The organism is Microbacterium sp. P5_E9 (assembly GCF_054049175.1).
This window is the reverse complement of the sequence record NZ_JBFUMV010000005.1, coordinates 42329-67928: the sequence shown is the minus strand read 5'-3', so window position 1 is coordinate 67928 and position 25600 is coordinate 42329. Positions and strand designations below refer to the sequence as shown.

24 protein-coding genes and 1 riboswitch are annotated in these 25600 nt (G+C 69.6%); of the genes, 8 read left to right on the top strand and 16 right to left on the bottom strand.

Going from position 1 to position 25600, the window contains the following annotated elements; translation table 11 throughout:
* The first annotated feature begins 39 nt into the window (after nucleotides 1–39).
* The 4 genes from ACXJ3V_RS09470 to ACXJ3V_RS09455 all read left to right on the top strand — a co-directional run bounded on the left by ACXJ3V_RS09470 (nucleotide 40) and on the right by ACXJ3V_RS09455 (nucleotide 3205).
* Nucleotides 40–981: an ROK family protein gene (locus ACXJ3V_RS09470; protein WP_457100042.1), complete on the top strand. Its 942-nt coding sequence runs from the start codon at nucleotides 40–42 to the stop codon at nucleotides 979–981.
* A 192-nt stretch (nucleotides 982–1173) separates the two neighbouring features.
* The gene (locus tag ACXJ3V_RS09465) at nucleotides 1174–1869 is read left to right on the top strand and encodes a hypothetical protein (protein ID WP_457100041.1); all 696 of its coding nucleotides are present in this window, start codon (nucleotides 1174–1176) and stop codon (nucleotides 1867–1869) included.
* A complete protein-coding gene (locus ACXJ3V_RS09460) occupies nucleotides 1866–2261 on the top strand; it encodes a PPOX class F420-dependent oxidoreductase (protein ID WP_457100040.1) in 396 nt (131 codons plus the stop codon). The genes ACXJ3V_RS09465 and ACXJ3V_RS09460 overlap by 4 nt, the downstream gene beginning before the upstream one ends.
* Nucleotides 2262–2485: 224 nt before the next feature.
* Nucleotides 2486–3205: a hypothetical protein gene (locus tag ACXJ3V_RS09455; protein WP_457100039.1), complete on the top strand. Its 720-nt coding sequence runs from the start codon at nucleotides 2486–2488 to the stop codon at nucleotides 3203–3205.
* Nucleotides 3206–3212: 7 nt separating this feature from the next.
* Here ACXJ3V_RS09455 and ACXJ3V_RS09450 read toward each other — a convergent pair whose 3' ends face one another.
* From ACXJ3V_RS09450 to ACXJ3V_RS09430, 5 genes are all read right to left on the bottom strand, one after another.
* Nucleotides 3213–4583 carry an FAD-binding oxidoreductase gene (locus tag ACXJ3V_RS09450; protein WP_457100038.1) on the bottom strand — a complete coding sequence of 457 codons (1371 nt, stop codon included), beginning with the start codon at nucleotides 4581–4583 and terminating at the stop codon, nucleotides 3213–3215.
* Complete coding sequence (locus tag ACXJ3V_RS09445; protein ID WP_457100037.1) at nucleotides 4580–4972, bottom strand: YrdB family protein; 393 nt, start codon at nucleotides 4970–4972, stop codon at nucleotides 4580–4582. The genes ACXJ3V_RS09450 and ACXJ3V_RS09445 overlap by 4 nt, the downstream gene beginning before the upstream one ends.
* Nucleotides 4973–5026: 54 nt before the next feature.
* Entirely contained in the window at nucleotides 5027–6790 is a 1764-nt protein-coding gene (locus ACXJ3V_RS09440; RefSeq protein ID WP_457100036.1) for a sigma-70 family RNA polymerase sigma factor, read from the bottom strand.
* 380 nt (nucleotides 6791–7170) lie between these two features.
* Nucleotides 7171–8358 (bottom strand): N-acetylglucosamine-6-phosphate deacetylase, encoded by a 1188-nt coding sequence (gene nagA, locus ACXJ3V_RS09435; protein ID WP_457100035.1) that lies wholly within the window; start codon nucleotides 8356–8358, stop codon nucleotides 7171–7173.
* Nucleotides 8343–9857 carry a family 20 glycosylhydrolase gene (locus ACXJ3V_RS09430; protein WP_457100034.1) on the bottom strand — a complete coding sequence of 505 codons (1515 nt, stop codon included), beginning with the start codon at nucleotides 9855–9857 and terminating at the stop codon, nucleotides 8343–8345. Before ACXJ3V_RS09430 ends, nagA begins: the two co-directional genes overlap by 16 nt.
* A 115-nt stretch (nucleotides 9858–9972) precedes the next feature.
* Nucleotides 9973–10057: riboswitch (ZMP/ZTP riboswitch) on the top strand.
* 69 nt (nucleotides 10058–10126) lie between these two features.
* Between ACXJ3V_RS09430 and glyA the strand changes: the two genes are divergently transcribed.
* Together glyA and ACXJ3V_RS09420 are read left to right on the top strand one after the other, a co-directional pair.
* A complete protein-coding gene (gene glyA, locus ACXJ3V_RS09425) occupies nucleotides 10127–11401 on the top strand; it encodes a serine hydroxymethyltransferase (protein WP_457100033.1) in 1275 nt (424 codons plus the stop codon).
* A gap of 141 nt (nucleotides 11402–11542) precedes the next feature.
* Complete coding sequence (locus tag ACXJ3V_RS09420; RefSeq protein ID WP_457100032.1) at nucleotides 11543–12424, top strand: bifunctional methylenetetrahydrofolate dehydrogenase/methenyltetrahydrofolate cyclohydrolase; 882 nt, start codon at nucleotides 11543–11545, stop codon at nucleotides 12422–12424.
* A 119-nt stretch (nucleotides 12425–12543) separates the two neighbouring features.
* Here ACXJ3V_RS09420 and ACXJ3V_RS09415 read toward each other — a convergent pair whose 3' ends face one another.
* From ACXJ3V_RS09415 to ACXJ3V_RS09370, 10 genes are all read right to left on the bottom strand, one after another.
* Nucleotides 12544–13101: a hypothetical protein gene (locus ACXJ3V_RS09415; protein ID WP_457100031.1), complete on the bottom strand. Its 558-nt coding sequence runs from the start codon at nucleotides 13099–13101 to the stop codon at nucleotides 12544–12546.
* Nucleotides 13102–13155: 54 nt separating this feature from the next.
* Entirely contained in the window at nucleotides 13156–13809 is a 654-nt protein-coding gene (locus tag ACXJ3V_RS09410; protein ID WP_457100030.1) for an NAD(P)H-dependent oxidoreductase, read from the bottom strand.
* A complete protein-coding gene (locus tag ACXJ3V_RS09405; RefSeq protein ID WP_457100029.1) occupies nucleotides 13806–14252 on the bottom strand; it encodes a MarR family winged helix-turn-helix transcriptional regulator in 447 nt (148 codons plus the stop codon). Before ACXJ3V_RS09405 ends, ACXJ3V_RS09410 begins: the two co-directional genes overlap by 4 nt.
* Nucleotides 14253–14317: 65 nt before the next feature.
* Nucleotides 14318–15115: a transglutaminase-like domain-containing protein gene (locus ACXJ3V_RS09400; protein WP_457100028.1), complete on the bottom strand. Its 798-nt coding sequence runs from the start codon at nucleotides 15113–15115 to the stop codon at nucleotides 14318–14320.
* 58 nt (nucleotides 15116–15173) lie between these two features.
* A complete protein-coding gene (locus tag ACXJ3V_RS09395; RefSeq protein WP_457100027.1) occupies nucleotides 15174–15980 on the bottom strand; it encodes an HpcH/HpaI aldolase family protein in 807 nt (268 codons plus the stop codon).
* Complete coding sequence (locus tag ACXJ3V_RS09390) at nucleotides 15965–16750, bottom strand: fumarylacetoacetate hydrolase family protein (RefSeq protein WP_457100026.1); 786 nt, start codon at nucleotides 16748–16750, stop codon at nucleotides 15965–15967. The genes ACXJ3V_RS09395 and ACXJ3V_RS09390 overlap by 16 nt, the downstream gene beginning before the upstream one ends.
* 10 nt (nucleotides 16751–16760) lie before the next feature.
* A complete protein-coding gene (gene hpaD, locus ACXJ3V_RS09385; protein ID WP_457100025.1) occupies nucleotides 16761–17921 on the bottom strand; it encodes a 3,4-dihydroxyphenylacetate 2,3-dioxygenase in 1161 nt (386 codons plus the stop codon).
* A 5-nt stretch (nucleotides 17922–17926) separates the two neighbouring features.
* Entirely contained in the window at nucleotides 17927–19480 is a 1554-nt protein-coding gene (hpaE, locus tag ACXJ3V_RS09380) for a 5-carboxymethyl-2-hydroxymuconate semialdehyde dehydrogenase (protein ID WP_457100024.1), read from the bottom strand.
* Nucleotides 19481–19503: 23 nt separating this feature from the next.
* Nucleotides 19504–20223 (bottom strand): GntR family transcriptional regulator, encoded by a 720-nt coding sequence (locus ACXJ3V_RS09375; protein WP_457100023.1) that lies wholly within the window; start codon nucleotides 20221–20223, stop codon nucleotides 19504–19506.
* A complete protein-coding gene (locus tag ACXJ3V_RS09370) occupies nucleotides 20205–21785 on the bottom strand; it encodes a fumarylacetoacetate hydrolase family protein (RefSeq protein WP_457100022.1) in 1581 nt (526 codons plus the stop codon). The genes ACXJ3V_RS09375 and ACXJ3V_RS09370 overlap by 19 nt, the downstream gene beginning before the upstream one ends.
* Nucleotides 21786–21921: 136 nt before the next feature.
* On the opposite strand from ACXJ3V_RS09370, the gene ACXJ3V_RS09365 reads away from it, so the two are divergent.
* Nucleotides 21922–23316 carry an MFS transporter gene (locus ACXJ3V_RS09365; RefSeq protein ID WP_457100021.1) on the top strand — a complete coding sequence of 465 codons (1395 nt, stop codon included), beginning with the start codon at nucleotides 21922–21924 and terminating at the stop codon, nucleotides 23314–23316.
* Nucleotides 23317–23359: 43 nt separating this feature from the next.
* On the opposite strand, the gene ACXJ3V_RS09360 is transcribed toward ACXJ3V_RS09365, so the two are convergent.
* Nucleotides 23360–24298, bottom strand: coding sequence for a LysR family transcriptional regulator (locus tag ACXJ3V_RS09360; RefSeq protein ID WP_457100020.1), 939 nt, complete (start codon nucleotides 24296–24298; stop codon nucleotides 23360–23362).
* A gap of 106 nt (nucleotides 24299–24404) precedes the next feature.
* Here ACXJ3V_RS09360 and ACXJ3V_RS09355 point away from each other — a divergent pair, with 106 nt between their 5' ends.
* Nucleotides 24405–25598, top strand: a complete 1194-nt coding sequence (locus tag ACXJ3V_RS09355) for a cytochrome P450 (RefSeq protein ID WP_457100019.1) — start codon at nucleotides 24405–24407, stop codon at nucleotides 25596–25598.
* The last annotated feature ends 2 nt before the right edge of the window (nucleotides 25599–25600 follow it).

The window sequence follows — 25600 nt, the reverse complement described above, 5'->3', positions numbered from 1 at the left end:
CACGCAGACACGGGCCGCCTTCCCCAGGGAGGCCGGCCGATGAGGGTCGGGCTGGATGTCGGCGGCAGCAAGATCGACGCCGTCGTGGTCGACCCGACCGGGGAGATCGCGGCACGCGTTCGACTGGCGACCGGCTGGGGGGCCGAGGGGGTCATCGACACCGTGATCGCGGCCGTGCACGCAGTAGCCACGGATGCCGGGGCCACGCTGGCGTCGATCAGATCGGTCGGGATCGGCATCCCCGGTCAGGTCGATCCGGGCACCGGCCGCGTGCTGCACGCGGTGAACCTCGGCGTCGACGAACTGAACCTCGGCGCGGCGGTCTCGGCCGAGCTGGGCGTCACGGTGCGCGTCGAGAACGATGTGAAGGCGGCTGGGCTCGGCGCCCACGCCCTCCACCGCGCCGGCGGCGATCGCATCGACTCGATGGCCTACCTCAACCTCGGCACCGGCATCGCCGCGGGCATCGTGATCGGCGGGCGGCTGTGGCGCGGCGCCCACGGCGCAGCCGGGGAGGTCGGCCACATCTCGGTCGACCCGCAGGGGCCCGAGTGCCGCTGCGGTCAGCGCGGCTGCATCGAGGCGCTCGCCGGCGGCGGTGCGATCGCGCAGCGCTGGGACCGCGGAGGGGATCTGCCCGTGCTCGACGTGTTCGATGCGGCCGACGCCGGCGATCCCTTCGCACGTGCACTGCGCGCTGGCCTGGCTCGCGGAGTCGCCGCCGCCGTCCGGGTGCTCGTCCTCACCGCCGACGTCGAGGTGGTCGTGCTGGGCGGCGGTGTCACGGCGCTCGGCGAGCGGCTGATGGCGGATGTCGCGGCCGAACTCGCCGCCAGCGCCCAGGCTTCGCCGTTCATGCGTTCGCTCCGGCTCGAGGAACGGGTCGAGATGCTCACGTTCGGCTCTCCGGCCGCCGCGCTCGGCGCGGCGCTCATCGGCGCTCGCGATCCGGAACCCGAGGAGGCGCTGATCCATGGCTGAAGCCGCGGCATCCCGCCTGAGGTTCGCCGACTGCTGCCGTTGCGCGTTTGCGAACAAGCCGGAGCGGCAGGGACTGCAGGCGCGACGCTGACACGCGGCACCCGGGGTCTATCCTCTGCATCAGATCGGATGCACTGGGGTGTCTGATCCTGAGCCGGGGTCAGCTCTGACTCCTCCGCGAGCGGAGCATCGATGTCCGGATCCGCGACCGACCGATCGGCGACGGCGGTGAGCACGAGAGACGGGCGGATCGCGTTCGTCCTCGGAGGCGGGCTGTTCATTGCTTCTGCCATCCTCAATGTCGTGCTGGCGCCGGTCAGCGGTTCCGACTATCCGCCACCGGCAAGCGCAGATCTGAGCGTCGCGGACGTGCTCCACCTTGGTGCGGCTGTGCTCTTCGGCGCGGGAGTGCTGGTGTTCGCGTGGGGTATCCGGGGCAAAGGCAGCGTGGTTGCTCGTCGACCACTCGGGCTCACCGCTCTGACGCTGTTCGCGCTCTCGATACCGGTGGTCGACGCAGTCGGTCTCCTCTTCACGGTCGCCCACCCAGATGACTCTCTGGGGGCGGTGGCCTGGGGTGTGAATCTGGTGTCGATCCTCGTGATGCCGCTCGCGGGGGTCACGGGCGCCATGCGAATCGCGCTGGTCGGGGCTGTGCCGGGTGGGTGGCGGTGGCTGCCGGTGATCGCTGTGTCGTTCGGGATCGCCGTGGCGCTGTGGGGAGTCATGGCGGCCTTCTCGTCGGCCGAACCCGCCGTAACGGACTCGATTCGCACCGTGGTCGGCCAAATGACGGCCTGGTACCCGGTCGTCAGTCCACTTGTGCTCGGCGCCGTGGCGATCTGGTTGGCGAGTGACGCCGGAACCGCACGTAGGGTCGAAGGATGACCCTTCCCGATGGGCTCCTGGCCCTGCTGCGCGCCCCGAGCATCTGCTACATCGCCACCCTCATGAAGGACGGATCGCCGCAGCTGACCCAGGTGTGGGTCGACACGGATGGCGAGCACATCGTGATCAACAGCGTCGACACCCACCTCAAGGTGCGCAACCTCCGGCGTGACCCGCGCGTGGCAGTCACGATCAGCGATCCCGCCCGGCCGGGCGGCTACTTCCAGGTGCGCGGACGCGCGATCGAGATCACCGAGGTGGGCGGCCCTGACCACATCGACACGCTCTCGCACAAATACACCGGGGGTCCCTACGCCTGGTACGGCGGGCGCGATCAGGTGCGGGTCGTGATCACCATCGAGGCCGACAAGGTCAGCAGCGTCGGCCGCTGATCGGCCGATTCGACGGCAGATCGCAGGGGTCGGCGGGCGCACTGCTCGCCTTCGGCGTTGCCGCGGCTTCCTCGCCGCACGGGCGGTATGCGCGACGGTGGCAGAGCAGCCCTGATGCACGGGCGATCTGGGGGTATATGCTCGCCGCCAAGTCGGATGCAACGGTGCATCGGACTATCGACTCGGTGGTGTGCCTCAGCCTCCGATGAGTGGAGGCACTCGCTATGTCGCAACCATTCGCCGGGCGGACGGCCGTAAGCACCCGCAACGGAAGGATCGCGTTCGTCCTGGGGGGCAGTCTCCTGATCGCGGCCTCGCTCGTCGAATTCGTGAGGGCCGCGCTCCCGTGGGACGCGCTGGGTATCCAGGTGCAGGGACTTGTGTACTACTTTCCGCCGATGATCGGAGCTGGGCTTTTCGGAGCGTCCCTTCTCGTCTTCGCCTGGGGAGTGCGCGGCGAGGGCAGCGTCGTCGCGCGCAAGGCCGTCGGACTGACCGCCATGACCGTGCTCGGGCTGTGGAACTTCGTGCTCCTGCTCGTCGGGCCGCCACTTCTCGAGGCGAATCCGGGCGAGAATCTGGTGTCGCTCCTCATCCTCATCGGCCTGCCGGTGCTCCTGCCCATCGTCGTGATCATCGCGGTTGTCTCGATCGGGCGGGCGCGCGCGATTCCGGGTCTCTGGCGATGGGCTCCGGCGATCGCGATCTGCCCTTACCTCATCCTTTACGTCACGAGCATCATGTCCAACACCGGCGCCTACATGCTGCTTATGGACTTCCCCTTCCAAGCGGTCCTCTGGGCGGACATCGTCGCGCACCTCCTGCTCGGCGTACTCGCGATCGGACTGGCCGTCGCAGCGGGCCGTCGCGCCGCGCGCGCGGAGACGCCGCCGTCGGACTCGTTCGCGATCACGCCTGCGGACCCGTCCGCGCCGGCGGTCTGACCGGCTTTCAGCGCTCGAAGACCTTGCCCGGATTGAGGATGCCGAGCGGGTCGAAGACGCGCGTGATCTGACGCTGCAGCTCCCACTGGTCATCGCCGAGCTCGTCGACGAGCCAGCGGCGCTTGAGCACGCCGATGCCGTGCTCGCCGGTCAGGGTGCCGCCGAGACGCAGGGCGGAGCGGAAGAGATCGTCCGCGGCCTCCCAGACGACCGCGGGAACATCCGGTCCCTCGAAGATGAAGTTCGGATGCAGGTTTCCATCGCCGGCATGCGCGACCGTGGGGATCGTCACGCCGTAGGTGCGCTCCACGCGGGCGATCTCGTCGAACATCGCGGGCAGCGCGCTGCGCGGCACCGAGACATCCTCGATGAGCGTCGTCCCGAGGGTCTCCATCGCCGGGTGCATCGACCGGCGGATCGCCAGCAGCCGCTCGCCCTCGGCGCGGTCATGCGAGACGACGACCGTGCCCCCCACGGCCCGCAGGGTCGCAGCGATCGCGTCAGCCTCGGCGGCCGCGGCCGGCCCGTCGGTCTGGACCGTCAGCTGCGCGGCGCCGCGAGCCGGTGCGCCGAGGGAGAGAAGCGCGTGGACGGCGGCCAGGGACGCGGCATCCATCAGTTCCATGATCGACGGCTGCACGCCGGACGCGGTGACGGTGGCGGATGCCTCAGCCGCCGCCCGCACGTCGGGGAACGTGGCCGCGATCGTGCACACGTCCCCGGGGACGAGCCGGCGCAGCTTCAGGGTGGCGCCGACGACGACGCCGAGCGTCCCTTCCGACCCGATGACGAGCGAGGTGAGATCGAGGCCCGTCACACCCTTGACCGTGCGGTGGCCGAGATGCAGGAGCCGGCCGTCGGCGAGCACGAGATCTACGCCGAGGACGGCATCCCGCACCACTCCGTATTTCGCGCAGAGGAGGCCGCCCGCGCCGGTGGCGATGTTGCCGCCGACGGTCGAGATCGCACGGCTCGCGGGGTCCGGCGCCCACCACAGGCCGAACTCGGCGAGCGCCGTGTCGAGATCGCCGTTGAGGATGCCGGGCTCGACCACGGCGAGCAGGTCGTCTGGACGCACCTCGAGGATGCGATCCATCGCCCGCATCGACAGTGCGATCTCGCCTTCGCCGGCGTTCGCCGCCCCCGCCAGACCCGTTCCCGCACCGCGGACGACCACGGGGGTGCGGGTCTCGGTCGCGATGCGCAGGGTCGCCTGGACGTCGGCGATCGACTGCGCATGGACGACAGCAAGCGGGACTCCGGATGCCGCGTGCCCGGACTTGTCGGCGCGGGCCTCGCGCAGCGCGGCCGCGGTGCTGTCGACCCGATCGCCGAGCGCCGCGCACAGGAGCGCCAGAACGTCGGCGGCTTCGCTCACGTCAGGCGTCGCCGGCCGGCGAGCACGCCCACGGTCACCGCGACGACGCCGAAGATGATGCCGATCCACGCCTGCCCGAGGCTCCACCAGGCCATCGTCGCCGCGACGTAGACGAGCAGCTCGACGAGGGCGCGGATGAAGGGATGCACGGCGAAGACGGCGCGCGGCGAGACGAACAGCGCCCAGATGAGGAGGGCGACCAAAGGAGCGGCGATGCCGACGACGATGTTCCACGGAAACGACCACGCGACGAAGCCCCACAGCGCGAGGGAGCCGAATGCCAGGAGCTCGCACACGAAGGCCGCGAGGTCGAGCGGAGTCAGCGGCGCACGGGTGCCGGGTGCGGGCTCTGCGGGTTTCGCAGGGGTCACACGGGGGGTCTCGGACATGCGTCAAGTCTACGGCGGCCTGTTGGCCGGCCCGCCGGGGCCCCGACGGCACCCTCAGTCGGAGGGGGCGACCAGTTCGCTGATGGGCACCTGGACGGCGGCACCCGGGGCAGCGGCGGGCGCAAGGCCGCTGGCAGGTGCGCCGCGATCGGCCGCGGAGGCAGCGGCCGCAGCCCCTGCCGGCGGCGGCGGGGGGACGACCCTCGCCTGAGGGTAGCTCCCGCGCTCGCGTACTTCGCCATCGCTGCCGTCCGCCGTAGTCGCGGGTTCGGCGCCGGGCGCAGTGTGGTCGGTGTGGCCTGTTGCGGTGCCGTTGGCGGAGCCGGGTCCGGGGCCGTTGGTGGTGCCTGTTGCGGTGCCGTTGGCGGAGTCGGGTCCGGTGCCGTTGGCGGAGCGGGGTCCGGTGCCGTTGGCGCTGCCCGTCGCCGTTCCGTTGGCGGAGCCGGGTCCGGTGCCGTTGGCGCTGCCCGTCGCCGTTCCGTCGGCGGTCGGGTCGCCGGTGCGGCTCGCGGTGGTGCCGTCGCTCCCCACCTCTTCGTCCTCAGCCGAGGAGAAGCCTTCGGTGGGATTGTTCGAATCGCCTGCCGAAGCGGGCACCGTCCCCGTCTCGTCGACCCCGGTGGGGAGCAGTTCGGTCGCGACGTGCGTGGTCGCAGAGGGCGCGGGGACCGCGGGTTGCAGGGCGATGCCCGAGGCCGCCGAGCCGACGAGGACCGCGCCGGCGACGACCACGCCGACCATGCCTCCGATGGTCGAGAGCAGCCCCCCGCCTGCCGCCCCGGCGGCCACCAGCCCCGCCGTGGCGGCTGCCGTGCCTGCGACGGTTCCGGCTGCGCCCGCGGTGCCTGCCATGGCGGCTCCCGCGCCCGCGCCCACGGTCGCGACTCCCGAGCCGGTGGCCCCGAACCCCGTCCCGGCGACCGCCAGGCCCGTGCCGCCATGCATCGCGACCGTGCCGTGGACGACACCGCTCGGCATCGCCGCGAGTGCCACGAGGGATGACCCACCGCCTTGGACGGTCGCAAGGTACGCGGCGGTTCCCGTCACGCCGACAGTCAGGGGAAGAAGCACGAGGGTGAGGCGACGGGAGACATCCTTCGCCTCGCTCGCGACGATCGAGCATCGGGGGCAATCGGCGAGATGCGCCTCCGCCCTTGCCTGGTCTCGCCGGCCGAGATTGGACCGCGCGAACGCGCCGAGGCGTTCGATGGTCCATTGGCAGTCCGAGCCGTTCGCGACGTCCTTGAGATGCGCCTGGATCCAGGCTTCGCGCAGCCCCTCGCGCGCCCGGAACGTCAGCTGGGCGACGGCGGTCGGCTTCATGCCGAGCAGCGGGGCGACCTCCGCCGGCTTCATCCCCTCGATCTCGGAGTACCAGAGCGCTTCCTGCCACCGCGACGGCAGGCTGCGGAAGGCGCGCACGGTGATGCTGCGGTCGAGCGCATCCTCGGTCGCGCGGTCGCTGGTGGCGGGGTCTTCCATCGTCTCCAGGTCGTCGGTGGTCGTCTCTCTGCGGGCGCGTCCCCAGCCGGCCGCGGTATTGCGGATACTGGTGAACAGATACGCCCGGAACGAGCCGGTGGGGCCGCCGCCGCGCAGGATCGACTGATAGATGCGCGCGTACGCCTCCTGGACGAGGTCGTCGGAGTCGAGGCTCGACGTCATCGACCGGGCCACCGCGATCCCGGCTCGGTAGTGGCGGCGCCAGAGCTCACCGAACGCGGCGCGGTCGCCGGATCGGCTGCGCAGGACGAGTTCCTGATCGGCGGCGTCGTCGAGCGCGGCCGCTGGCTCGCCGGCGCCGTCGATGGTCGTCACGTCGTCTCCGGATCTGCGATCGGGTCCGGCAGGGCCGGAGGGCGGTGTCGCGAGTTCTTGCCGCGCTGCGCCTCCATTGTCCGCGCGATTCCCGGTTTCCGCCATGCCCGGATCGGCAGGCGCGTCTCGCTCAGGACGATCCAGCGCCTGCGCTCGAAGAAAACCTGCCGAAGTCGCGTAATAGACCTGGCAGATCGCCGTCTACTCAAGCAAGAAGACTCACCCGAATTCTTCGAGAGGTGAGCCGGGTCCGGAGAGAACTCGGGGGAGGGATCTCCGGACCCGGCTCACCTGGGGTGGCGCGGCCGTTGCATCTGGGGAATGCAACGGACGTACCTGGCGCCACAGCCGACACGGTGCATCCGCCGATCGTCGCGCGCTCAGACGGCTGCGCCGCCGATCCACACGCCGCGGACCTGCAGGTCCGCGGACAGCAGCACCGCATCGGCGAGCGACGCCGGCGCCAGTGTGCCGAGGTCCTGCTCGCGCCCGATCGCGCGGGCGGGAACGAGGGTGAGCGCGCCGACGGCGTCGACCAGGTCAACCCCCGCGGTCACCGCGTAGCGCAGCGCCGCATCCTGGGTCAGCGTCGATCCGGCGATCGACCCGCCGTCGGCGAGTCGGGCGATGCCGGCGACGACATCGACCTCGAGCCCGCCCAGCTCATAACGCCCATCCGCGGCGCCCGCTCCGGCCATGGCATCGGTGATCAGCGCCACGCGTCCGGGCGCCACGAGGAACGCGAGGCGCACGATCTCCGGGTGCAGGTGCACACCGTCGGCGATGACCTCGAGGGTGACACGGGAGTCGGATGCCGCGGCCACAACCGGTCCGGGATCCCGGTGGTGCAGCGGGGGCATCGCGTTGAACGCGTGCGTGAGGATCGTCGCACCGGCGTCGAAGGCCGCCCCGGCCGCGTCGAAGCCGGCATCCGTGTGTCCGACCGCGGCCGCCGCGCCGCCCGCCACGATGGCGCGGATCGCGTCGTGCCCGCCGGGCCGTTCCGGTGCCAAGGTCACCTGGCGCACCGTGCCGCGCCCCGCCGCGAGCAGACGTTCGACGGCGGCGAGGCTGGGATCGCGGAGCAGCGAGAGATCGTGCGCGCCCTTGTGCCCGGGGTCGAGGAACGGTCCCTCGAGATGCGAGCCGAGGATCTCGGGGTCGTCCGCCATGACGTCCGCGACCATCGCCACCCGGCGCTCCAGGGTTTCGAGGGGGGCGGTGACGAGCGAGACCACCGCGCGGGTCGTCCCGTGCGCGCGGTGCAGCGCCCGGGCGACCTCGATGGCGTCCGGTCCGTCGTCGTACGAGGCGCCGCCGCCGCCGTGCCCGTGCAGATCGATGAAGCCCGGCGTCAGCAGGGCTCCCGCGCCGGCCAGTGCGGTGCCGTCGACGACGGTCGCGGCATCCGTCCCCTGCGTGGCCCGCCAGCCGTCGCCGGTCCCCGTCGCGACGACCCGATCGCCGTCGAAGCGCACCCACGCGTCGTCGATGATGCGACCCCCGGCGTGCGGGCCGGGCAGAACCTGCCGCACGGAGTGGATGACGGTGGTCAGTCGGTCGTCCATGGGATCTCCTTCGATGCGTGGAACCGGATGCCGAGGCTCGTCCAGAGCGGTCCGAGGGCGCCCACCCGCGTGCGGAAGGATGCCCAGGTGCGCTGTTCGCTGGAGCCGGCCGGGGGAGACCAGGCGGCCTCCGCGGCCGCGGCGATGCGCGGGAAGGCCATCGTGTCGATGTCTTCCAGGTCGCGGATCGTCTCGCTCCACAGCGGCGCCTCGATGCCCAGGATGTCGGCATCGGCGATGCCGTCGATGATGTCGGAGGGCTCCCAGGAGTAGGCGCGTTCGACGCTCGTGGGGCCGTTCGCCCAGGCGAGGCCGAGCGAGGTCGTGTCGTCGTACTTCATGTCGAGGTAGATCGCATCGGCGGGGGAGAGGATCACCTGTGCGCCGTGGCGGACGAAGGCGCGGGTCTTCTCGTCCATGCCGTTCGTGGGCGTCAAGAACCCCCAGTACTGGCCGACCGTGTCGGGGTGCAGGTCGGGTGCGGCGCCGGCCTCGTGCCAGGTCACCGGGATCTTGCCGAGGTCCGCGACGATCGCGGTGGCACGCGCCATGAACTCGGCGAAGTCGTCGGGATCGGTGCCGAGCGACTCGTCGCCGCCGAGGTGGAGGTACGGCCCCGGAGTCATGTCCGCCAGCTCGCCGAACACGTCGGAGACGAAGTCGTAGGTCGCCTCCTCGTGGATCCGCAGCGAGGAGAAGCCGACGGCGATCCCCTCGTATCCGTGGCCGGCGCGCGGGGGTGGGTCTGCGTCGTGCGGCTCGCCGTGCTCGGGGAGCACGGGTGCTTCGGCGAGTTCGGGGTACGCCAGGCCGACGGCGTGCGTGTGACCGGGCATGTCGAGTTCGGGGACCACCGTCATGTGCCGCGCGGCCGCGTACGCGACGATCTCGGCGTAGTCCGCCTTGGTGAAGTACCCGCCGGCATCGCCGCCGACCGACGTGCCGGAGGCGAGCTCGGTCAGCTTCGGACGGGAGTCGAGCTGGAGGCGCCAGCCCTGATCATCGCTGAGGTGCAGATGCAGGGTGTTGAACTTCAGGCCGGCCGCACGGTCGATGTACGCCCTCGTCGTCTCGACAGTCTGGAAATGGCGTGCGACGTCGAGCATCACCCCGCGATACGCGAAGCGGGGGGCATCGGCGATCTCGAGCGCCGGGATCACCCAGCGCTCGCCGTCGCGCGCGATCAGCTGACCGAGCGTCTGGACGCCGTAGAACGCCCCGGCCGCATCGGCGCCGGTGATGACGACGGATGCCGCGTCCACCGCGATGCGGTACGACTCGGGCGCTCCGCCCGGCGTGATGCGCACGTCGATCCGCGCGTCGGCGCCGGGTTCGTCGGCGCCGGCGGCGGTGAGGCCCGTGCGCGCCTCGAGCAGGCGGCGTAGGGCGGCCGCGGCATCCGTCTCTCCCGTGACGAGCACGCCGGCGTCAAGGACGAAGGGGGCTCCGGCCGACGCCTCGATCGAGGCGGGGGCGGGGACGACGGGCGGCAGCGGCACGGCTTCTCCACTTCTGGTCGGCCGCCACTCGCACCGGTGCGGCCCATCCAAGGATCTCACGTAAAGAGCCCTAACAAATAGCCCGGCCAGCCTATCAGCGCGGTGTCCGATATGCTCGACGAGTCGCAACTGGCGTTGAGGTGGGTTACCACCGGGGAGCGACCGACAACGGCATTCGACCGCGCGCCTGGGCCGATGCGAGACCGAACTCGGCAAGCCCGCACCGCGGGCGGCCGAAACTCACAAAGCCGTCGTCAAGGAGATCCCCAGTGACCGATAAGTACTTCAACGCCCCCCTCGCCGAAGTCGATCCCGAGATCGCGCAGGTGCTCGAGCGCGAACTGCAGCGACAGCGCGGGTATCTCGAGATGATCGCGTCCGAGAACTTCGTGCCCGTGTCGATCCTGCAGTCGCAGGGCTCGGTGCTCACGAACAAGTACGCCGAGGGCTACCCCGGTCGCCGCTACTACGGGGGCTGCGAAGAGGTCGACGTCGCCGAGGAGCTCGCCATCGAACGGGCCAAGGCCCTGTTCGGCTCCGAGTTCGCGAACGTCCAGCCGCACTCGGGTGCCACGGCGAACGCGGCAGTGCTGCACGCCATCGCCCGCCCCGGCGACACCCTGCTCGGCCTGTCCCTCGACCAGGGTGGCCACCTCACGCACGGCATGAAGATCAACTTCTCCGGCCGCCTCTACAACATCGTCGCGTACGGGGTCGACCCCGAGACGTCGCTCGTCGACATGGCCGAGGTGCGCCGGCTCGCGATCGAGCACAAGCCCAAGGTCATCATCGCGGGCTGGTCCGCGTACCCCCGTCAGCTCGACTTCGCCGCCTTCCGTGCGATCGCCGACGAGGTCGGCGCGCTGCTCTGGGTGGACATGGCGCACTTCGCCGGCCTCGTGGCCGCAGGCCTGCATCCGTCGCCGGTGCCGCACGCCCACGTGGTCTCGTCCACCGTGCACAAGACCATCGGCGGACCGCGGTCGGGCTTCATCCTCACCAACGACGCCGATCTCGCGAAGAAGCTCAACACCGCCGTCTTCCCCGGCCAGCAGGGCGGCCCGCTCATGCACGTGATCGCCGCGAAGGCCACCGCGTTCAAGCTCGCCGCGACGCCGGAGTTCAAGGAGCGCCAGCAGCGCGTGCTGAATGGCGCACACCTCATCGCGGAGCGGCTTTCGAAGCCGGATGTCGCGGCCGCGGGCATCAGCGTGCGCTCGGGCGGCACCGACGTGCACCTCGTGCTCGTCGACCTCCGCCACGCCGAGATCGACGGCAAGCAGGCGGAGGACCTCCTGCATGAGATCCACATCACGGTGAACCGCAACGCGGTGCCGAACGACCCCCGTCCGCCGATGGTGACGTCGGGGCTGCGGATCGGCACGCCGGCGCTCGCCACGCGCGGATTCGGCGACGCCGAGTTCGCCGAGGTCGCCGACATCATCGCGCTCGCGCTGCTGCCCGGAGCCGATGTCGAGGCGCTGCGCGGGCGCGTCGCCGCCCTCACCTCCGCGTTCCCGCTCTACCCGGGTCTCCAGCAGTAGGGCGCGTCGCACTCCGCCCAAGCCCACGACCCCCCGCGAAAAACCACTTCGCGCCTGAGAAACCACTTCGCGATCGAGAAACCACGCGCAGCGTGATGTCTCATCGGCAATGTGGTTTCTCGAGATGAGGAAGGAACGACCATGACCGCACAGAGACTGGACGGCAAGGCCGCCGCGGCCGGCATCAAGGCCGAACTGCGCGAGCGCGTCGCCGCGCTCAACGAGCGGGGCATCGTGCCTGGCATCGCGACAGTGCTCGTCGGGGCCGACCCCGCGTCGCAGCTGTACGTCGGCATGAAGCACCGCGAGTCCGAGGCGATCGGCATGAACTCGATCCAGCGCGAGCTGCCCGCCGACGCCACGCAGGCCGAGGTCGAGGCGCTGATCGACGAACTCAACGCCGACCCCACCTGCCACGGCTACATCGTGCAGCTGCCGCTGCCGAAGCACCTCGACACCGACGCGATCCTCGAGCGCATCGACCCCGCCAAGGACGCCGACGGCCTGCATCCGACCAACCTCGGCCGGCTCGTGCTCAACGTCAACTCCCCGATCACGACGCCGCTCCCTTGTACGCCGCGCGGCGTGATCGAGCTGCTGCTGCGCAACGACTACGACCTCAAGGGCAAGCACGTGGTCGTCGTCGGCCGCGGCGTCACGATCGGCCGCTCGATTGGGCTGCTGCTCACGCGCCGCGAGATCAACGCGACGGTGACCCTCACCCACACGGGCACCGTCGATCTCGGCCGGTATCTGCGGGAGGCGGACGTCATCGTCGCCGCGGCGGGCGTCAAGCACATCGTGCGCCCCGAGGACGTCAAGCCCGGCGCTGCCGTGCTCGACGTCGGTGTCACGCGCGAGACCGACCCCGAGACGGCCAAGTCCAAGGTCTACGGCGACGTGCATCCCGACGTCGCCGAGGTCGCGGGCTTCCTGTCGCCGAATCCCGGCGGCGTGGGCCCGATGACCGTGGCGCTGCTCATGACGAACGTCGTGGAAGCGGCCGAGCGCGCAGCGGGCTGAGGCCCGGTCTCACAAAAGCGCCAATGCGAGGCCGTCTGGCCGCGTTTCTGAGACCGGCGGCCCGGTGACGCGCCGGCCTGAGCGGTGAAGCGGGCGGGGAAGGCGCGGGTTCGCCCGCGTCAGCTCTTGCCGAGGTCGTCGAACATGCGCCGCTGCTCGTCGGTGAGACCGTCGTGCAGTTCGGCGCGCGTCGCCTGCGTCGGGGCCGACGGGCTCGCGGCGGGCGCGGCATCCGTCGATGATGCCTTCGTGATCCCGGCGTGCGCCTGGTCGTAGAGCACGTCAGCCTTCGCTTCGACCTTGTCTTCGATCGCCGCGTAGATCGCCCAGCCGATGAGGAAGATGAGCGGGGGCAGGAGGTAGCCCCAGAACCAGTTGTTGACGGAGACCCCGGAGAAGATCACGACGATCACCCAGACGATGAGTTCGACGAGGAAGACGGTTCCCCAGCGCACGAGTGTCTCGGTGCCCTTGCCCCGCTGGCCCGCGGATTTCGCCGACCGGTTGGCGAACGCCTTGGTGATGAGGGGCTTCACCCACACCGACGCGATCGTGAGGATCACGGCCGCCCACAGGGCGCCCCAACCGACGTTGACGCTTCGCAGCAGCCCGATGATGAGCAGCACGACGAGGTTGAACACATACAGGGCGCCGAAACGGACGATCCACTTCTTCATGGGATCAGAGTGGCACGTCCGGGGCGCCCGTCGCGAGCACCATGGAACCGTGTGTCATGCGGCGACGACGTCGCGTTCGCGGGAGACGGATGCCGCGGCATCCCGTGCACCGAAACGTGCGACTTCGGCGAGCCACTTGTCACGGGCCGGCTCCTCCGCGAATCGTACGGCCGAGAAGCGGCTGACGCCGATGGTCTTGACGCCGCAGTAGCTGAGGGTCGCGTTCTTCAGGCTCGCCTCGGAGGCCCGGCGATAGACGAGTCGATTCCAGAACCCGGGGGAGTCCATCGTCATGACGATCCGCGCGGTGCGTCCGGCGAGGAGGCGCTCGGACAGCGCCGAGCGATCGCGGTACCGGAAGGCGAACCCGGACAGGAACACCCGGTCGATGAAGGCCTTGAGCGCGGCCGGGTAGGTGCCCCACCACTGCGGGTGGAAGAACACGAGGTGGTCGGCCCACTCGACATCGGCGACGTATCCCGCGACGTCCGGATCGAGCGGCACATCGGCGTCGGAGCGGGGCACCCGCAGGTCGCCGCGCGAGGTCGGATGGGCGGGGATCGGGTCGACCGCGAGATCGATCACGCGGACATCCGCCCCGCCCGCTCGAGCGGCTGCGACGTAGGCGTCGGCGAGGGCGTGGTTGAGGCTGCCTCCGATCGGGGTTCCGATGACGATCAGAGTGCGCACGGGCGTGGAACCGGTCATGCGAGGGGTCCTTTCTCTTCGACGAGCGTGATGAGCAGAGCGAGTTGGCGATTGAGGACGGCGACGTCGACGCCCTCGGTGGTGAGGCGCGGATCGCCGAACAGGACGGTGAATTCGGCCTCCAGCGCGCCGCCGGCGTCGCGGACGAGTTCGACGGCGCGGACGGTCGGCGAGACCAGCACGCGTCTGCCGTGGTGTGGGTCGGAAGCGGTCTTGACCCAGCCGTCGGCGACGAGCCCGGGCACGCGCTTGCTGACGGCTGCCTTCGTGACGCCGAGGGCGCGGCCGAGAGTCGTGATGTCGGCGCTCTCGCTGTCGACGACGACTGCGACGAACAGGAACGTGCTGAACGACACGCCGTGGCGAGACTGCAGGAAGTCGTCGGCGAAGGCGTCGAGGGTCGACACGAGGTGGTGCAGTGTCGCGGTGATCCGTTCGGCCATGCCCAAGAGTCAACCAGTTGACAACATAAGTGTCAACAGGTTTACAACATCCGGTCGCGCCCGGGTCAGGACATCTCGACGAGCTGGTTGAGATCGTCGCCGGGCAGCACGTCGGCCACCGCGGTGACGTTCACGCTCACCAGGTCGGCTCGGCCGGACAGCACATTGAGGAAGGCCGTGTCCGCGGCATCCCTCCCCGTCGCGATGCGCACGAGCGAAGACCGGGGCGCGAGCGTCGTGGCGTCCACGACGCACCAGCGCTCGTCGACCCATGCCTCCGCGACCGCGTGGAAATCCATCGGGCTCAGCCCTGGGGCATAGACAGCGGCGAGGCGGGCCGGGATCCCGAGAGCCCGCAGCAGCGCCACCACGAGGTGGGAGTAGTCACGGCACACGCCCTGCCTGCTCAGCAGGGTGCGGATGGCGCCGTCGGTGGGCAGCGAAGAGCCCGACACGTAGAGGAGGCGGGTGCCCACCCAGGACGACACCGAGGCCAGGAGCGCGGCGGAGTCGGCGATGCCGGCGAACTCGGCGCCGGCGGTGGGCGCGAGAGCATCCGATTCGGCGTAGCGGCTGGGGCGACGATAGGCCAGGAGGTCCGCCTCGGAAGTGGGCGGCGGTGTCGCCTCGCCGACGATCGCGGCCGAGTACTCCGCGACGAACGCGCCGACCGGGCTCGTCATGCGGTGGAGCCGCGTGCCGTGGGCGTCCGTGACCTCGTGGACGTCGATCGGGGCGCCGTTGACGGTCGCCGTGAAGCTCTCCCGCTCGGTGGTGTAGCCCCCTGCCACCGCCACGGCGAAGACCAGATCGGCCGGCTCGGTGACGTTCAGTTCGACCCTGGAGGTGACATCCCTGTTCATGGGCTCACTCTGTCATGGCCGGATGAATGCGGGCGAGGGTTGACGACGCCGCGCGACTTCAGTACGAAGCGGGCTCCGCGCGGTCGTCGACAGCGGGGACGAGGGTCTTGGCGAGCGCCTCCGAGCCCCGGGCGAGCAGACTGACGTCGGCGCCGACCAGGACGAACGAGGCGCCGGCATCGAGGTACGCCCGCGCGACCGTCGGGTCGAACGCGTTCACGCCGACGGGCTTGCCGGTGTCGCGCACGGCGTCGAACGTGCGCCGCACCGCCGCGACGACGTCGGGGTGTGTCTGCTCGCCGAGCAGCCCCATCGACGCTGACAAGTCGGAGGGTCCGACGAAGACCCCGTCGACGCCGTCTACCGCGGCGATCTCGGCCGCGGCATCCACTCCCGCCGTCGTCTCGATCTGCACGAAGAGCGAAACGTGCGCGTCGGCATCGGCCAGGTAGCCCTCGACGCGGTTCCAGCGGGCCGAGCGGGCGAGCGCCGATCCGACCCCGCGGCTGCCGCGCGGCGGGTAGCGGACCGCGTCGACCGCGGCGCGGGCGGCATCGGCGGAGGAGATCATCGGCACGAGGATGTTCTGCGCGCCGAGGTCGAGCACCTGCTTGATCGTCACGACGTCGCCGATCGGCACGCGCACGACCGGGGTCACCGGGTGGGCCGAGACCGCGTGCAGCTGGGCAAGGACGGACTCGAGGCCGTTGGGGGCGTGCTCCATGTCGATCAGCACCCAGTCCAGGCCCGCGCCGGCGCAGATCTCGGCGACGAGCGGCGACCCGGAGCAGACCCAGATGCCGGCGAGCGGGCGAGAGGCCGCCGCGAGCGCGTCCCGGAAGGTCGGGCTCAGACGAATCGGCATGTGATGGTTCCCATCGGTCCATAGTCGCAGTGGATGGTGTCGCCGTGAGAGACCCATACGGGGCGCGTGAACGACCCGGCGAGGATGATCTCACCGGCTTCGAGCCGCGCGCCATGCTGATGCAGCTTGTTCGCGAGCCACGCGACACCCGTGGCGGGGTGGCCGAGCACGCCGGCCGCGACGCCGGTCTCCTCGATCTCGCCGTTGCGCGAGAGCACCCCGGGCACCCAGCGCAGGTCGATCTCGTCGGGGCGCTTGCGGACGTCGCCGAGCACCATGGCGCCGTAGGCGGCGTTGTCGGAGATCGTGTCGACGATCGTCCGGCCTTCCAGCTCGATGTGCGAGTTCAGCACCTCGAGCGCGGGCACCGCGTAGTCGATCGCGCGGAGCGCGTCGTCCAGGGTGCAGTCGGGGCCTTCGAGCGGTTGCTTCAGCACGAAGGCCAGTTCGACCTCGATGCGTACGTTGGAGAAGAGCGACACCGGGATCTCAGCGCCGCTCCGATACACCGTGTCATCGAACATGACGCCGTAGTCGGGTTCGGTGATGCCCGTCGCCTGCTGCATCGCCTTCGAGGTGAGGCCGATCTTGCGGCCCACGAGTTGCCGCCCCGCGGCGATGTTCTGCTCTCGCCAGACCCCTTGGATCGCGTAGGAGTCGTCGATCGTCGCCTCGGGATGGCGGGCCGTGATGCGCGGGATCACGCTGTGCGAGCGGTCGGCCTCGGCGAGTTCGTCGGCRAGCGCCGCGATGGTCTCAGGATCGAGCATCGTCAGGCCCTCACAGTTGGTGGCCGAGCTTGTATTCGCCCTGCTTCCAGCTGGGCAGCTCGTCGGGGGTGTCGTCCGGGCGGGTGTAGGAGAACCCGTCGGCGCCGATCGTGACGGCCATCTCGCTCGTGTCGGTGCGTGCGACCACGGGCTGCGGGTTGCCGTCGAGATCCAGGACGAGGGATGCCTCGGTGTACCAGGACGGCACCACCGGGTTGCCCCACCAGTCGCGGCGCTGGTTGTCGTGGACGTCCCAGGTGATCACCGGGTTGTCCGGGTCGCCGGTGTAGTAGTCCTGCGTGTAGATCTCGACGCGGTGCCCGTCGGGGTCGCGCAGGTACAGGTAGAACGCGTTCGACACGCCGTGCCGGCCGGGGCCGCGTTCGATGGCGTCGGAGCGGCGGAGCGCGCCGAGCTTGTCGCAGATCGCGAGGATGTTGTGCTTCTCGTGGGTGGCGAACGCGACGTGGTGCATGCGCGGGCCGTCGCCGCCGGTCATCGCGGTGTCGTGCACGGTGGGCTTGCGGCGCATCCATGCGGCATACACGGTGCCTTCATCGTCCTGAATGTCCTCGGTGACCCGGAACCCGAGGGACTGCATGAAGTTGACCGCACGAGGCACGTCGGGGGTGACCTGGTTGAAGTGATCCAGGCGGACGAGCTCCCCTGGGGTGTGCAGGTCGTAGCGCCAGGAGAGGCGCTCGACGTGCTCGGTCTGGTGGAAGAACTCGTACGGGAACCCGAGCGGGTCGGTGACCCGCACCGAGTCGCCGATGCCGTTCACGAATCCCTCCGCGCGACGCTCGACGCGGCATCCGAGCTCCTCGTAGAAGGCGACGGCCTTGTCGAGGTCTTCGGGGGTGCGGACGCGGTACGAGAAGGCGGCGACGGCGGCGACCGGACCCTGGCGCAGCACGAGGTTGTGGTGGATGAACTCTTCGGTCGAACGGAGGTAGATCGCGTGCTCGTCTTCCTCGGTGACGTAGAGGCCCAGGACGTCGACGTAGAAGACGCGGGATGCCGCGAGATCGGTGACGATGAGCTCCATGTAGGCGCAGCGCAGGATGTCGGGGGGAGAGGCCTGCGGTGTGGGCACCGGGTTGTCGGAGTGGATCGGCGCCTCCTGGGAGACGTAGAAGCCGGAGGAGGTGAGGGTCTTGTCGGTGGTCATATCAGTCAGCGTCCTTGCTTGCCGAAGGTGGGGTTGTGGGCGGCGCCGAGGGTGATGTGCACGGCCTGCTGGTCGGTGTAGAAGTCGATCGAGCGATACCCGCCCTCGTGGCCGAGGCCGGAGGCCTTGACCCCGCCGAACGGGGTGCGGAGGTCGCGCACGTTGTTCGAGTTGAGCCACACCATGCCGGCTTCGACGGCCTGCGCGAAGTTGTGCGCGCGCTTCAGGTCGTTGGTCCAGATGTAGGCGGCGAGCCCGTACTTCGTGTTGTTCGCGAGGGTGAGGGCTTCCTCGTCGGTGTCGAACGGGGTAATGGCGACGACGGGGCCGAAGATCTCCTCCTGGAAGATCCGCGCGTCGGGTGCCACATCGGCGAACACGGTCGGGGCGACGAAGTTGCCGGTGTCGAAACCTTCGGGACGGCCGCCGCCGGCGACCAGGCGCCCCTCGGTCTTGCCGATCTCGACGTAGCTCATCACCTTGTCGTAGTGCTCGGGGTGCACGAGCGCGCCCACCTCGGTCGCCGGGTCGTGCGGGTAGCCGACCTTCACTCGCTTGGCCTGGGCCGCGTAGCGCTCGACGAACTCGTCGTAGATCTCGCGCTGCACGAGGATGCGCGACCCCGCCGTGCAGCGCTCGCCGTTGAGTGAGAAGACCCCGAAGATCGTCGCGTCGATCGCGGCCTCCAGGTCGGCGTCGGCGAAGACGATCGCGGGGGACTTGCCGCCGAGCTCCATCGAGAGGCCCTTGAGGAACGGTGCGGCGTTGCCGAAGATCAGCTTGCCGGTGCTGCTCTCGCCGGTGAACGAGATGAGTGGGACATCCGGATGCTTCACCAGCGCGTCGCCGGCATCCTCACCGAGCCCGTTCACGAGGTTGAAGACGCCCTTCGGCAGCCCCGCCTCCTCGAAGATCCCGGCCCACAGCGACGCCGACAGCGGCGTGAACTCGGCCGGCTTCAGCACCACCGTGTTGCCGGTCGCGAGCGCGGGGCCGAGCTTCCACGACTCCAGCATGAACGGGGTGTTCCACGGCGTGATGAGCCCCGCGACCCCGATCGGCTTGCGGTTCACGTAGTTGATCTGACGGCCGGGCACCTTGTAGGTGTCGTCGGCCTGCGCCACGATCAGGTCGGCGAAGAACCGGAAGTTCTCCGCCGCTCGCCGCGCCTGGCCGAGCGCCTGCGTGATCGGCAGGCCTGAGTCGAACGACTCCAGCTCGGCGAGGCGGGCATCCTGCGACTCGACGATGTCGGCGATGCGATGCAGCACCCGCGAACGATCGCGGGGCAGCATCCGCGGCCACGGTCCCTCGGTGAATGCGCGACGCGCGGCGGCGACAGCCCTGTCGATGTCGGCCTTCTTGCCGGCGGCAGCCTGCAGGTAGACCTCGTTCGAGACCGGGTCGAGCACGTCGAACGTGTCGCCGTCGACCGAGTCGACGAACTCGCCGTCGATGTAGTGCTGGATGCGCGTGGGCAGGTCGGCGGGGACGTGACGCTCGGTGAGCGTGGCGCGGTCCGGCGCTCCGGCTGCGATGCCGGTGGCGATGTCTGTCATGAGATTCCTCGGGTTGGGTCTGGTCAGACGGCGGGGAGGCCCAGGGCCTCGTCGGGGTGTTCGTGGGTCAGGTACGCGTCGAGCGTCGCGGACCGGTGACGGCGGGCGGCCATCTCGATCTCACTCAGGGCCGCGCCCCGCTCGATCAGCGCCAGGATGGCCTCGTGCTCGCGCACCGACTCCGCGGCACGCCCTGGTACGAAGCTGAAGGTCGAGTCGCGCAGGTGGCCGAGCCTCGACCACTCGGCGTTGACGAGCTCGAGCATGCGCGGGTTCGCGCACCGCGCGAACAGGATCGCGTGGAACTCCTGGTTCAGCGCCGTGAACGAGCGCGGGTCGAAGTGGTCGAGTGTCTCGACCATGAGCTCGTTGACCGCCCGGGCGCGGCGGAGGTCGTCGGCGGACAGGCGGCGCGCGGCCAGTGCGGTGGCAGTCCCCTCGAGGAAGCTGAGCGCCTGCATGCTGAACCGGTACTGCGAGTCATCCACCATCGACACATGGGCGCCGACGTTGCGCTCGAAGGTCACGAGTCCCTCGGCCTCGAGCTGACGGATGGCCTCGCGGACGGGCACGACGCTCATGTCGAGCTCGTTCGCGATCGAGCCCAGCACGAGCCGGTACCCCGGGGTGAAGTCCTGGTTCGCGATCCGTCCCTTGATCCAGTGGTAGGCCCGCTGTGACTTGCTCTGCGAGACCTCCGGTTCCTGAGCTTGTCGAAGGGGCGTCACCTGCTCCGGCGCCATGCGTCGTACCGTGCCTTCCACTCGGCGTTCATCGGGAACAGTCCCTCGACGGGATGACCCGCCGCGACCTGCGTGGCCACGAAGGCGTCCTCGTCCTCCTGCGCGAGGGCCGCATCCACGACCTCGCCGACGAGTGCGGGCGGGATCACGATCACACCGTCCGCGTCCCCCACGATGATGTCCCCCGGCTGCACGGTCGTGCCGCCGCATCCGATCGTCACGTCGACGTCCCACGGCACATGCCTGCGTCCGAGGACGGCTGGGTGCGCTCCGTTCGAGAAGATCGGGATGCCGATCCCGGCCACCGTGTCGTAGTCGCGGACGCCGCCGTCGGTGATGATCCCCGCGGCGCCGCGCGCCTGGGCGCGGAGGGCGAGGATGTCGCCGAGCGTCCCCGAGCCGGTCTCGCCGCGCGCCTCGATCACGATGATCTCGCCCTCGCCGACGGTGTCGAATGCGCGCTTCTGTGCGTTGTAGCCGCCGCCGTGCGAGGCGAAGAGGTCCTCGCGAGCGGGGACGAAGCGCAGGGTCTTGGCGGTGCCGACGATCTTTGTGCCCGCGCGCATGGGCCGGACGCCGTCGATCGTGACGTTGTTGAGCCCGCGTCTGCGCAGCTGCGCGCTGAGGCCCGCGACGGGTGTGCGCAGCAGCTTCTCGCGGAGTTCGGGGGTCAGAGCGGAGCCGGTCCCTGAGCTTGTCGAAGGGCTTGCGGCGGCATCGGACGCTTCGACAGGCTCAGCGACCGATGCGGGCTCAGCGACCGATGCGGGCTCAGCGACCGATGCGGGCTCAGCGACCGCGGATCTGCCCCACGCTTCGGCGCGCTGGAGGTCATCGACGGCGGGAAGCGATCCCAGCGCCGGGTCGAAGGCCGCCGCGCCCTGTGTCACGGTCGTCATGAGGCGCCCTGAGGTCAGTCCACGCGCCGGGGCATCGACCTCGACCTCGACGACATCGCCGGGCACGACGACGGACGAGCCCGCCGGTGTGCCGGTGAGGATCACATCGCCGGGCTCGAGCGTGAAGTGCTGCGACAGATCTGCGACGAGCTGCGCGAGCGGAAAGATGAGCCCCGCCGTGGTGTCGTCCTGCGCGAGGGTCCCGTTGACMCAGGTTCGCAGCCGCAGTCCGTCGGGCTCGATTGCCCCGGCATCCAGCAGGGTGGGCCCGATCGGGGTGAATCCGTCGCCGCCCTTGGATCGCACGTTCGATCCCTTGTCGTTCGCGCGGAGGTCGTAGAGCCCGAAGTCGTTGGCCGCGGTGACCCAGCCGACATGCGCCCACGCGCCCTCGAGGGTGACGTGTCGAGCGGCCGTTCCGATCACGAGCGCGATCTCGCCCTCGAACGCGAGCAGCTCGGTGCCCGCGGGTCGTTCGATGGATCCACCGGATGCCGCGACCGAGCTCGACGGCTTGAAGAAGTAGCTCGGCGCATCCGGGCGGCGTCCGCGCTGATCCGCTCGCGACGCATAGCTGAGATGGATCGCGATGATCTTTCCCGGGCGGCCGGGCAGGGCCGCGAATCGCGGATCCGCTGCCGCCTTCGTGTCGTTCTCGGTCATCATGAGCTCCCTCGCCCTTGCGTCGTATTTGAAATCGTATATGATGACTTCGCGTCGGGCAACAACGATCTCCAGCCATGGAGATTCCGCCCGCAGTGACAGTGACGTCCAACCCGCACAGGAGCCGGCAATTCTCATGAGCACCGCACACACGCAGTCATCACGATCCGAGGGCTTCACGCCCACGGGCACGATCGCAACACACTCTGATCGTCGACGCGTGGTCTTCGCGACCGTCGTCGGCACCACAGTCGAGTGGTACGACTTCTTCATCTACGCCGCCGCTGCGGGTCTCGTCTTCGGACAGCTCTTCTTCGCGGGCCTGGGTCCGAACAGCGTCCTGCTGTCGTTCGCCACCGTGGGCATCAGCTTCCTGTTCCGCCCGCTCGGGGCGTTCCTCGCGGGCCACTTCGGCGACAAGTACGGCCGCAAGGTCGTGCTGATGCTCACGCTGATCCTGATGGGTCTCGCGACGGCGCTGATCGGCCTCCTGCCCACCTACGAGGCGATCGGGGTCTGGGCGCCCGTCCTGCTCATCCTGCTCCGCATCGTGCAGGGGATTTCGGCGGGCGGCGAGTGGGGTGGTGCCGCTCTGATGGCGGTGGAGCACGCGCCCCGGCCGAAGCGTGGGCTGTTCGGCGCGTCGCCGCAGATCGGTGTGCCCCTCGGCCTGCTGCTGGCCTCGAGCATGATGGCGATCATGTCGCTCGTCGCACCGGGTGACGCCTTCCTCGCGTGGGGCTGGCGCATCCCGTTCCTCTTCAGCGTCGTCCTCATCGTCGTCGGCTACTACATTCGTCGCCGCGTCGAAGAAAGCCCGGTGTTCGTAGAGATCGCCGAGCGCAAGGAGAAGACCCGGATGCCGATCATCCAGCTCTTCCGCAAGCACGCCCTCCTCGTGCTGGTCGCAGCGATGGTCTTCGCCGGCTCGAACGCCGCCGGGTACATGACAACGGGCGGGTACATCCAGAACTACACGACCAACCCCGAGGGCCCGGTCGGGCTGGACCGCGGACCGGTGCTCTGGGCTGTGACGGGAGCCTCGGTCGCCTGGCTCATCACGACGCTGTTCGGCGGATGGGTCAGCGACAAGATCGGTCGCCGCCGCACGTTCATCATGGGATGGGTCGCGCAGCTGGTCGGCGTCATCGCACTGTTCCCGCTCGTGAACACCGGAAACATCTGGCTCATCCTGCTTGCCCTGGTGATCCTCTCGGTGGGCATCGGCGTCACCTACGGGCCGATCTCGGTGCTCTACGCAGAGCTGTTCCCGGCCTCCGTCCGCTTCTCCGGTGTGTCGATCGCGTACGCCCTCGGCGCCATCCTGGGAGGCGCGTTCGCTCCCATGATCGCGACCGCTCTCGTTCAGGCGACGGGATCGACGATCTCCGTGACCTGGTACCTGGTGGGCATGACGCTCGTGGGGCTTACCGGAACGCTCCTTCTCCGCGACCGGTCGGGCATTCCCCTCGGTCCCGACCACGAAGCCGAACAGGCGGTCAGCCCGATCTACGGTCTGTCCAAGGCGTGAGGGGCGGGCGCCCACGGCCCGGGGCGCCGCCCCCACCGGTGATTCATGGGTGCCCGGCGGCTTCGYCGCCGGGCACCCATTGGCGTGCGCCGACGGTCGCGGTCGCCAGCGTCACCAAGGCGCGAGCGCGTTCGGTCAACGTCATCGCAGCGGGCCAGACCATGACAACAGCCTCCGCGGAGAACTCCGGAGAGATCGGCTTCGCAACGACTCGGCGGCCCTCGTAGCTGTGATCGATGTGGGGCGTCTGCACCAGCAGGCTGTATCCGAGTCCTCGCCCCACCATGGAACGGACGAGCTCGAAGTTCGAGGTGCGGTGGCGCACGTTCGGGCGCACACCGGAGCGTTGGAGCATGTCCAGCGTGTGCCGGCCGCTCGGCGGCAGGTCGAGCATGATCAGCGGCTCGTCTTCGAGTTGGTGCAGCGACACCGTCTTCTCGTGTGCAAGCGCATGGTCGGCGCTGAGCAGGACGTGAACGGCGGTCTCGAACAGCAGTGCCTCCTCGAGACCGAGGGGGAGGTTGATGCGATACGTGATGATCACGTCGAGCGCTCCACGTTCGAGGAGAGGATGCAGCTCGTCCATCGTTCCGTCGACGAACGTGACATCGACGCGGGGGTGACTCTCGCCGTACTCCTCGAGGAGCGCAGGGAGGATTGTCGGGGCGAGGGTCGAGTAGCAGCCGATGCTCAGCGGGCCTTCGAGCTCCCCGCCGCGTGACCCGGCGTGTCGCTGCAGCTCGTCTGCGAAGCGCAGCAGCGAACGGCCCTCGGTGAGCACGGCCGCTCCCGCGGGTGTGAGCACAACACCCTGTCCCTTCTTGCGCACGCACAGCTGAACCCCGAGGACGCGCTCGAGCTCGGTCAATCCGTTCGCGGTCGCGGTCGGGGTCACGAACAGCCGTTCGGCGGCCGCGTGGATCGTCCCGTGCTCGGCGATGGCGCGGAAGTACTCGAGCTGACGCAGCGTGAAGTCCGGCATCCCTCTCCTCACTTCAGATTGGGAGGTTCTAAATATAAAAGCATTTTACGTGTGAAGCCTTCGATTCGATACTGGAAGCGCAGGCCTCACACGAAGGAGTTTGAGCGTGACGAAGACATTGGCGGCGCCGCCGACGGTTGACTGGGTCGATCCGGGGCAGCTCGCAGTAGACCCCTATCCGACGTATCAGCGGCTGCGAGCAGAGGCCCCGGTCGCGTGGGCTCCTTCGCTCAACAGATACCTCGTGACCACCTTCGACGACTGCTTCTCGATCGAGATGGACCAGGAGACATTCAGCGCGCACGAGCCCGCGGAGCGCTCCACCATGGTGCGGGCGATGGGGCGCTCGATGCTCCGCAAGGATGACCCGGAGCACAAGCCCGAACGCATGACGCTCTCGCGGGCGATTCGTCCGGTCGCCATCAAGTCGACGTGGCATGAGGTCTTCGAGAGGAATGCCGATCTCCACCTGGAGCGGCTGCGGCAGCTCGGCCCCGGGGCCGACCTCTTCCGTGAATACGCCGTGCCTTTCGCCGCGGACAATCTGACCGCTGTGCTGGGGCTGAAGGGGGTCTCCGCAGACACGATGATGGACTGGTCGCACACGCTGATCGCCGGCATCGGAAACGTCGTCGACGATTCGGACATCTGGGCCCAGACAGCGCGCGTGAACGCGGAGATCGAGGCCTCCATCGTCGAGTCTGCCGCCGTGCTGCGAGAGAAGCCCGACGACTCGATCCTTTCTTCGTTCCTCCACGCTCCGCACGACATCCCCGACGAGGTGGTGCGCGCGAACGTGAAGCTCGCGATCTCGGGTGGAGTGAACGAGCCGAGTCATGTCATCTCCAGTGCGGTCTGGGAGCTGCTCACGCACCCCGAACAGCTCGCGGCTGTCGCACGGTCCGAGCGGGAGTGGGCAGACGTGTTCGAAGAGACCGCTCGGCACCAGTCGCCGGTCGGCATGTACCCCCGCTTCGTCACTCGCGACACCGAGGTCGGCGGCGTGCCGATCCCGAAGGGCTCCAGCATCGGCGTGGTGGTGGCGTCGGCCAACCGCGACGAGCGCATCTTCCAGCGTCCCGAGGAGTTCGACCTGTTCCGGGAGCGCGTCACCAACCTGTCGTTCGGCAACGGAACGCACATCTGCGCGGGAAACTGGCTCGCACGCGACATGGTCGGCGCCGTCGGCCTGCCGCGTCTGTTCGCCGAGTTCCCCACGCTTCGCCTTGCCGACCCGGACGCGGTCGAGTTTCGCGGCTGGGTCTTCCGCGGCACGACCGCGCTCCCCGTGGAGTGGTGAGG

Excerpts from the sequence above, each read along its gene's own strand:
- ACXJ3V_RS09410 (WP_457100030.1), bottom strand. The coding sequence starts at position 13,809 with ATGACCGGTTCCACGCCCGTGCGCACTCTGATCGTCATCGGAACCCCG.
- ACXJ3V_RS09415 (WP_457100031.1), bottom strand. The coding sequence starts at position 13,101 with ATGAAGAAGTGGATCGTCCGTTTCGGCGCCCTGTATGTGTTCAACCTC.
- ACXJ3V_RS09465 (WP_457100041.1), top strand. The coding sequence starts at position 1,174 with ATGTCCGGATCCGCGACCGACCGATCGGCGACGGCGGTGAGCACGAGA.
- ACXJ3V_RS09375 (WP_457100023.1), bottom strand. The coding sequence starts at position 20,223 with ATGGCGCCGGAGCAGGTGACGCCCCTTCGACAAGCTCAGGAACCGGAG.
- ACXJ3V_RS09445 (WP_457100037.1), bottom strand. The coding sequence starts at position 4,972 with ATGTCCGAGACCCCCCGTGTGACCCCTGCGAAACCCGCAGAGCCCGCA.
- ACXJ3V_RS09455 (WP_457100039.1), top strand. The coding sequence starts at position 2,486 with ATGTCGCAACCATTCGCCGGGCGGACGGCCGTAAGCACCCGCAACGGA.
- ACXJ3V_RS09405 (WP_457100029.1), bottom strand. The coding sequence starts at position 14,252 with ATGGCCGAACGGATCACCGCGACACTGCACCACCTCGTGTCGACCCTC.
- ACXJ3V_RS09420 (WP_457100032.1), top strand. The coding sequence starts at position 11,543 with ATGACCGCACAGAGACTGGACGGCAAGGCCGCCGCGGCCGGCATCAAG.
- ACXJ3V_RS09470 (WP_457100042.1), top strand. The coding sequence starts at position 40 with ATGAGGGTCGGGCTGGATGTCGGCGGCAGCAAGATCGACGCCGTCGTG.
- hpaE (WP_457100024.1), bottom strand. The coding sequence starts at position 19,480 with ATGACAGACATCGCCACCGGCATCGCAGCCGGAGCGCCGGACCGCGCC.
- ACXJ3V_RS09365 (WP_457100021.1), top strand. The coding sequence starts at position 21,922 with ATGAGCACCGCACACACGCAGTCATCACGATCCGAGGGCTTCACGCCC.
- ACXJ3V_RS09395 (WP_457100027.1), bottom strand. The coding sequence starts at position 15,980 with ATGCCGATTCGTCTGAGCCCGACCTTCCGGGACGCGCTCGCGGCGGCC.
- ACXJ3V_RS09400 (WP_457100028.1), bottom strand. The coding sequence starts at position 15,115 with ATGAACAGGGATGTCACCTCCAGGGTCGAACTGAACGTCACCGAGCCG.
- ACXJ3V_RS09460 (WP_457100040.1), top strand. The coding sequence starts at position 1,866 with ATGACCCTTCCCGATGGGCTCCTGGCCCTGCTGCGCGCCCCGAGCATC.
- nagA (WP_457100035.1), bottom strand. The coding sequence starts at position 8,358 with ATGGACGACCGACTGACCACCGTCATCCACTCCGTGCGGCAGGTTCTG.
- hpaD (WP_457100025.1), bottom strand. The coding sequence starts at position 17,921 with ATGACCACCGACAAGACCCTCACCTCCTCCGGCTTCTACGTCTCCCAG.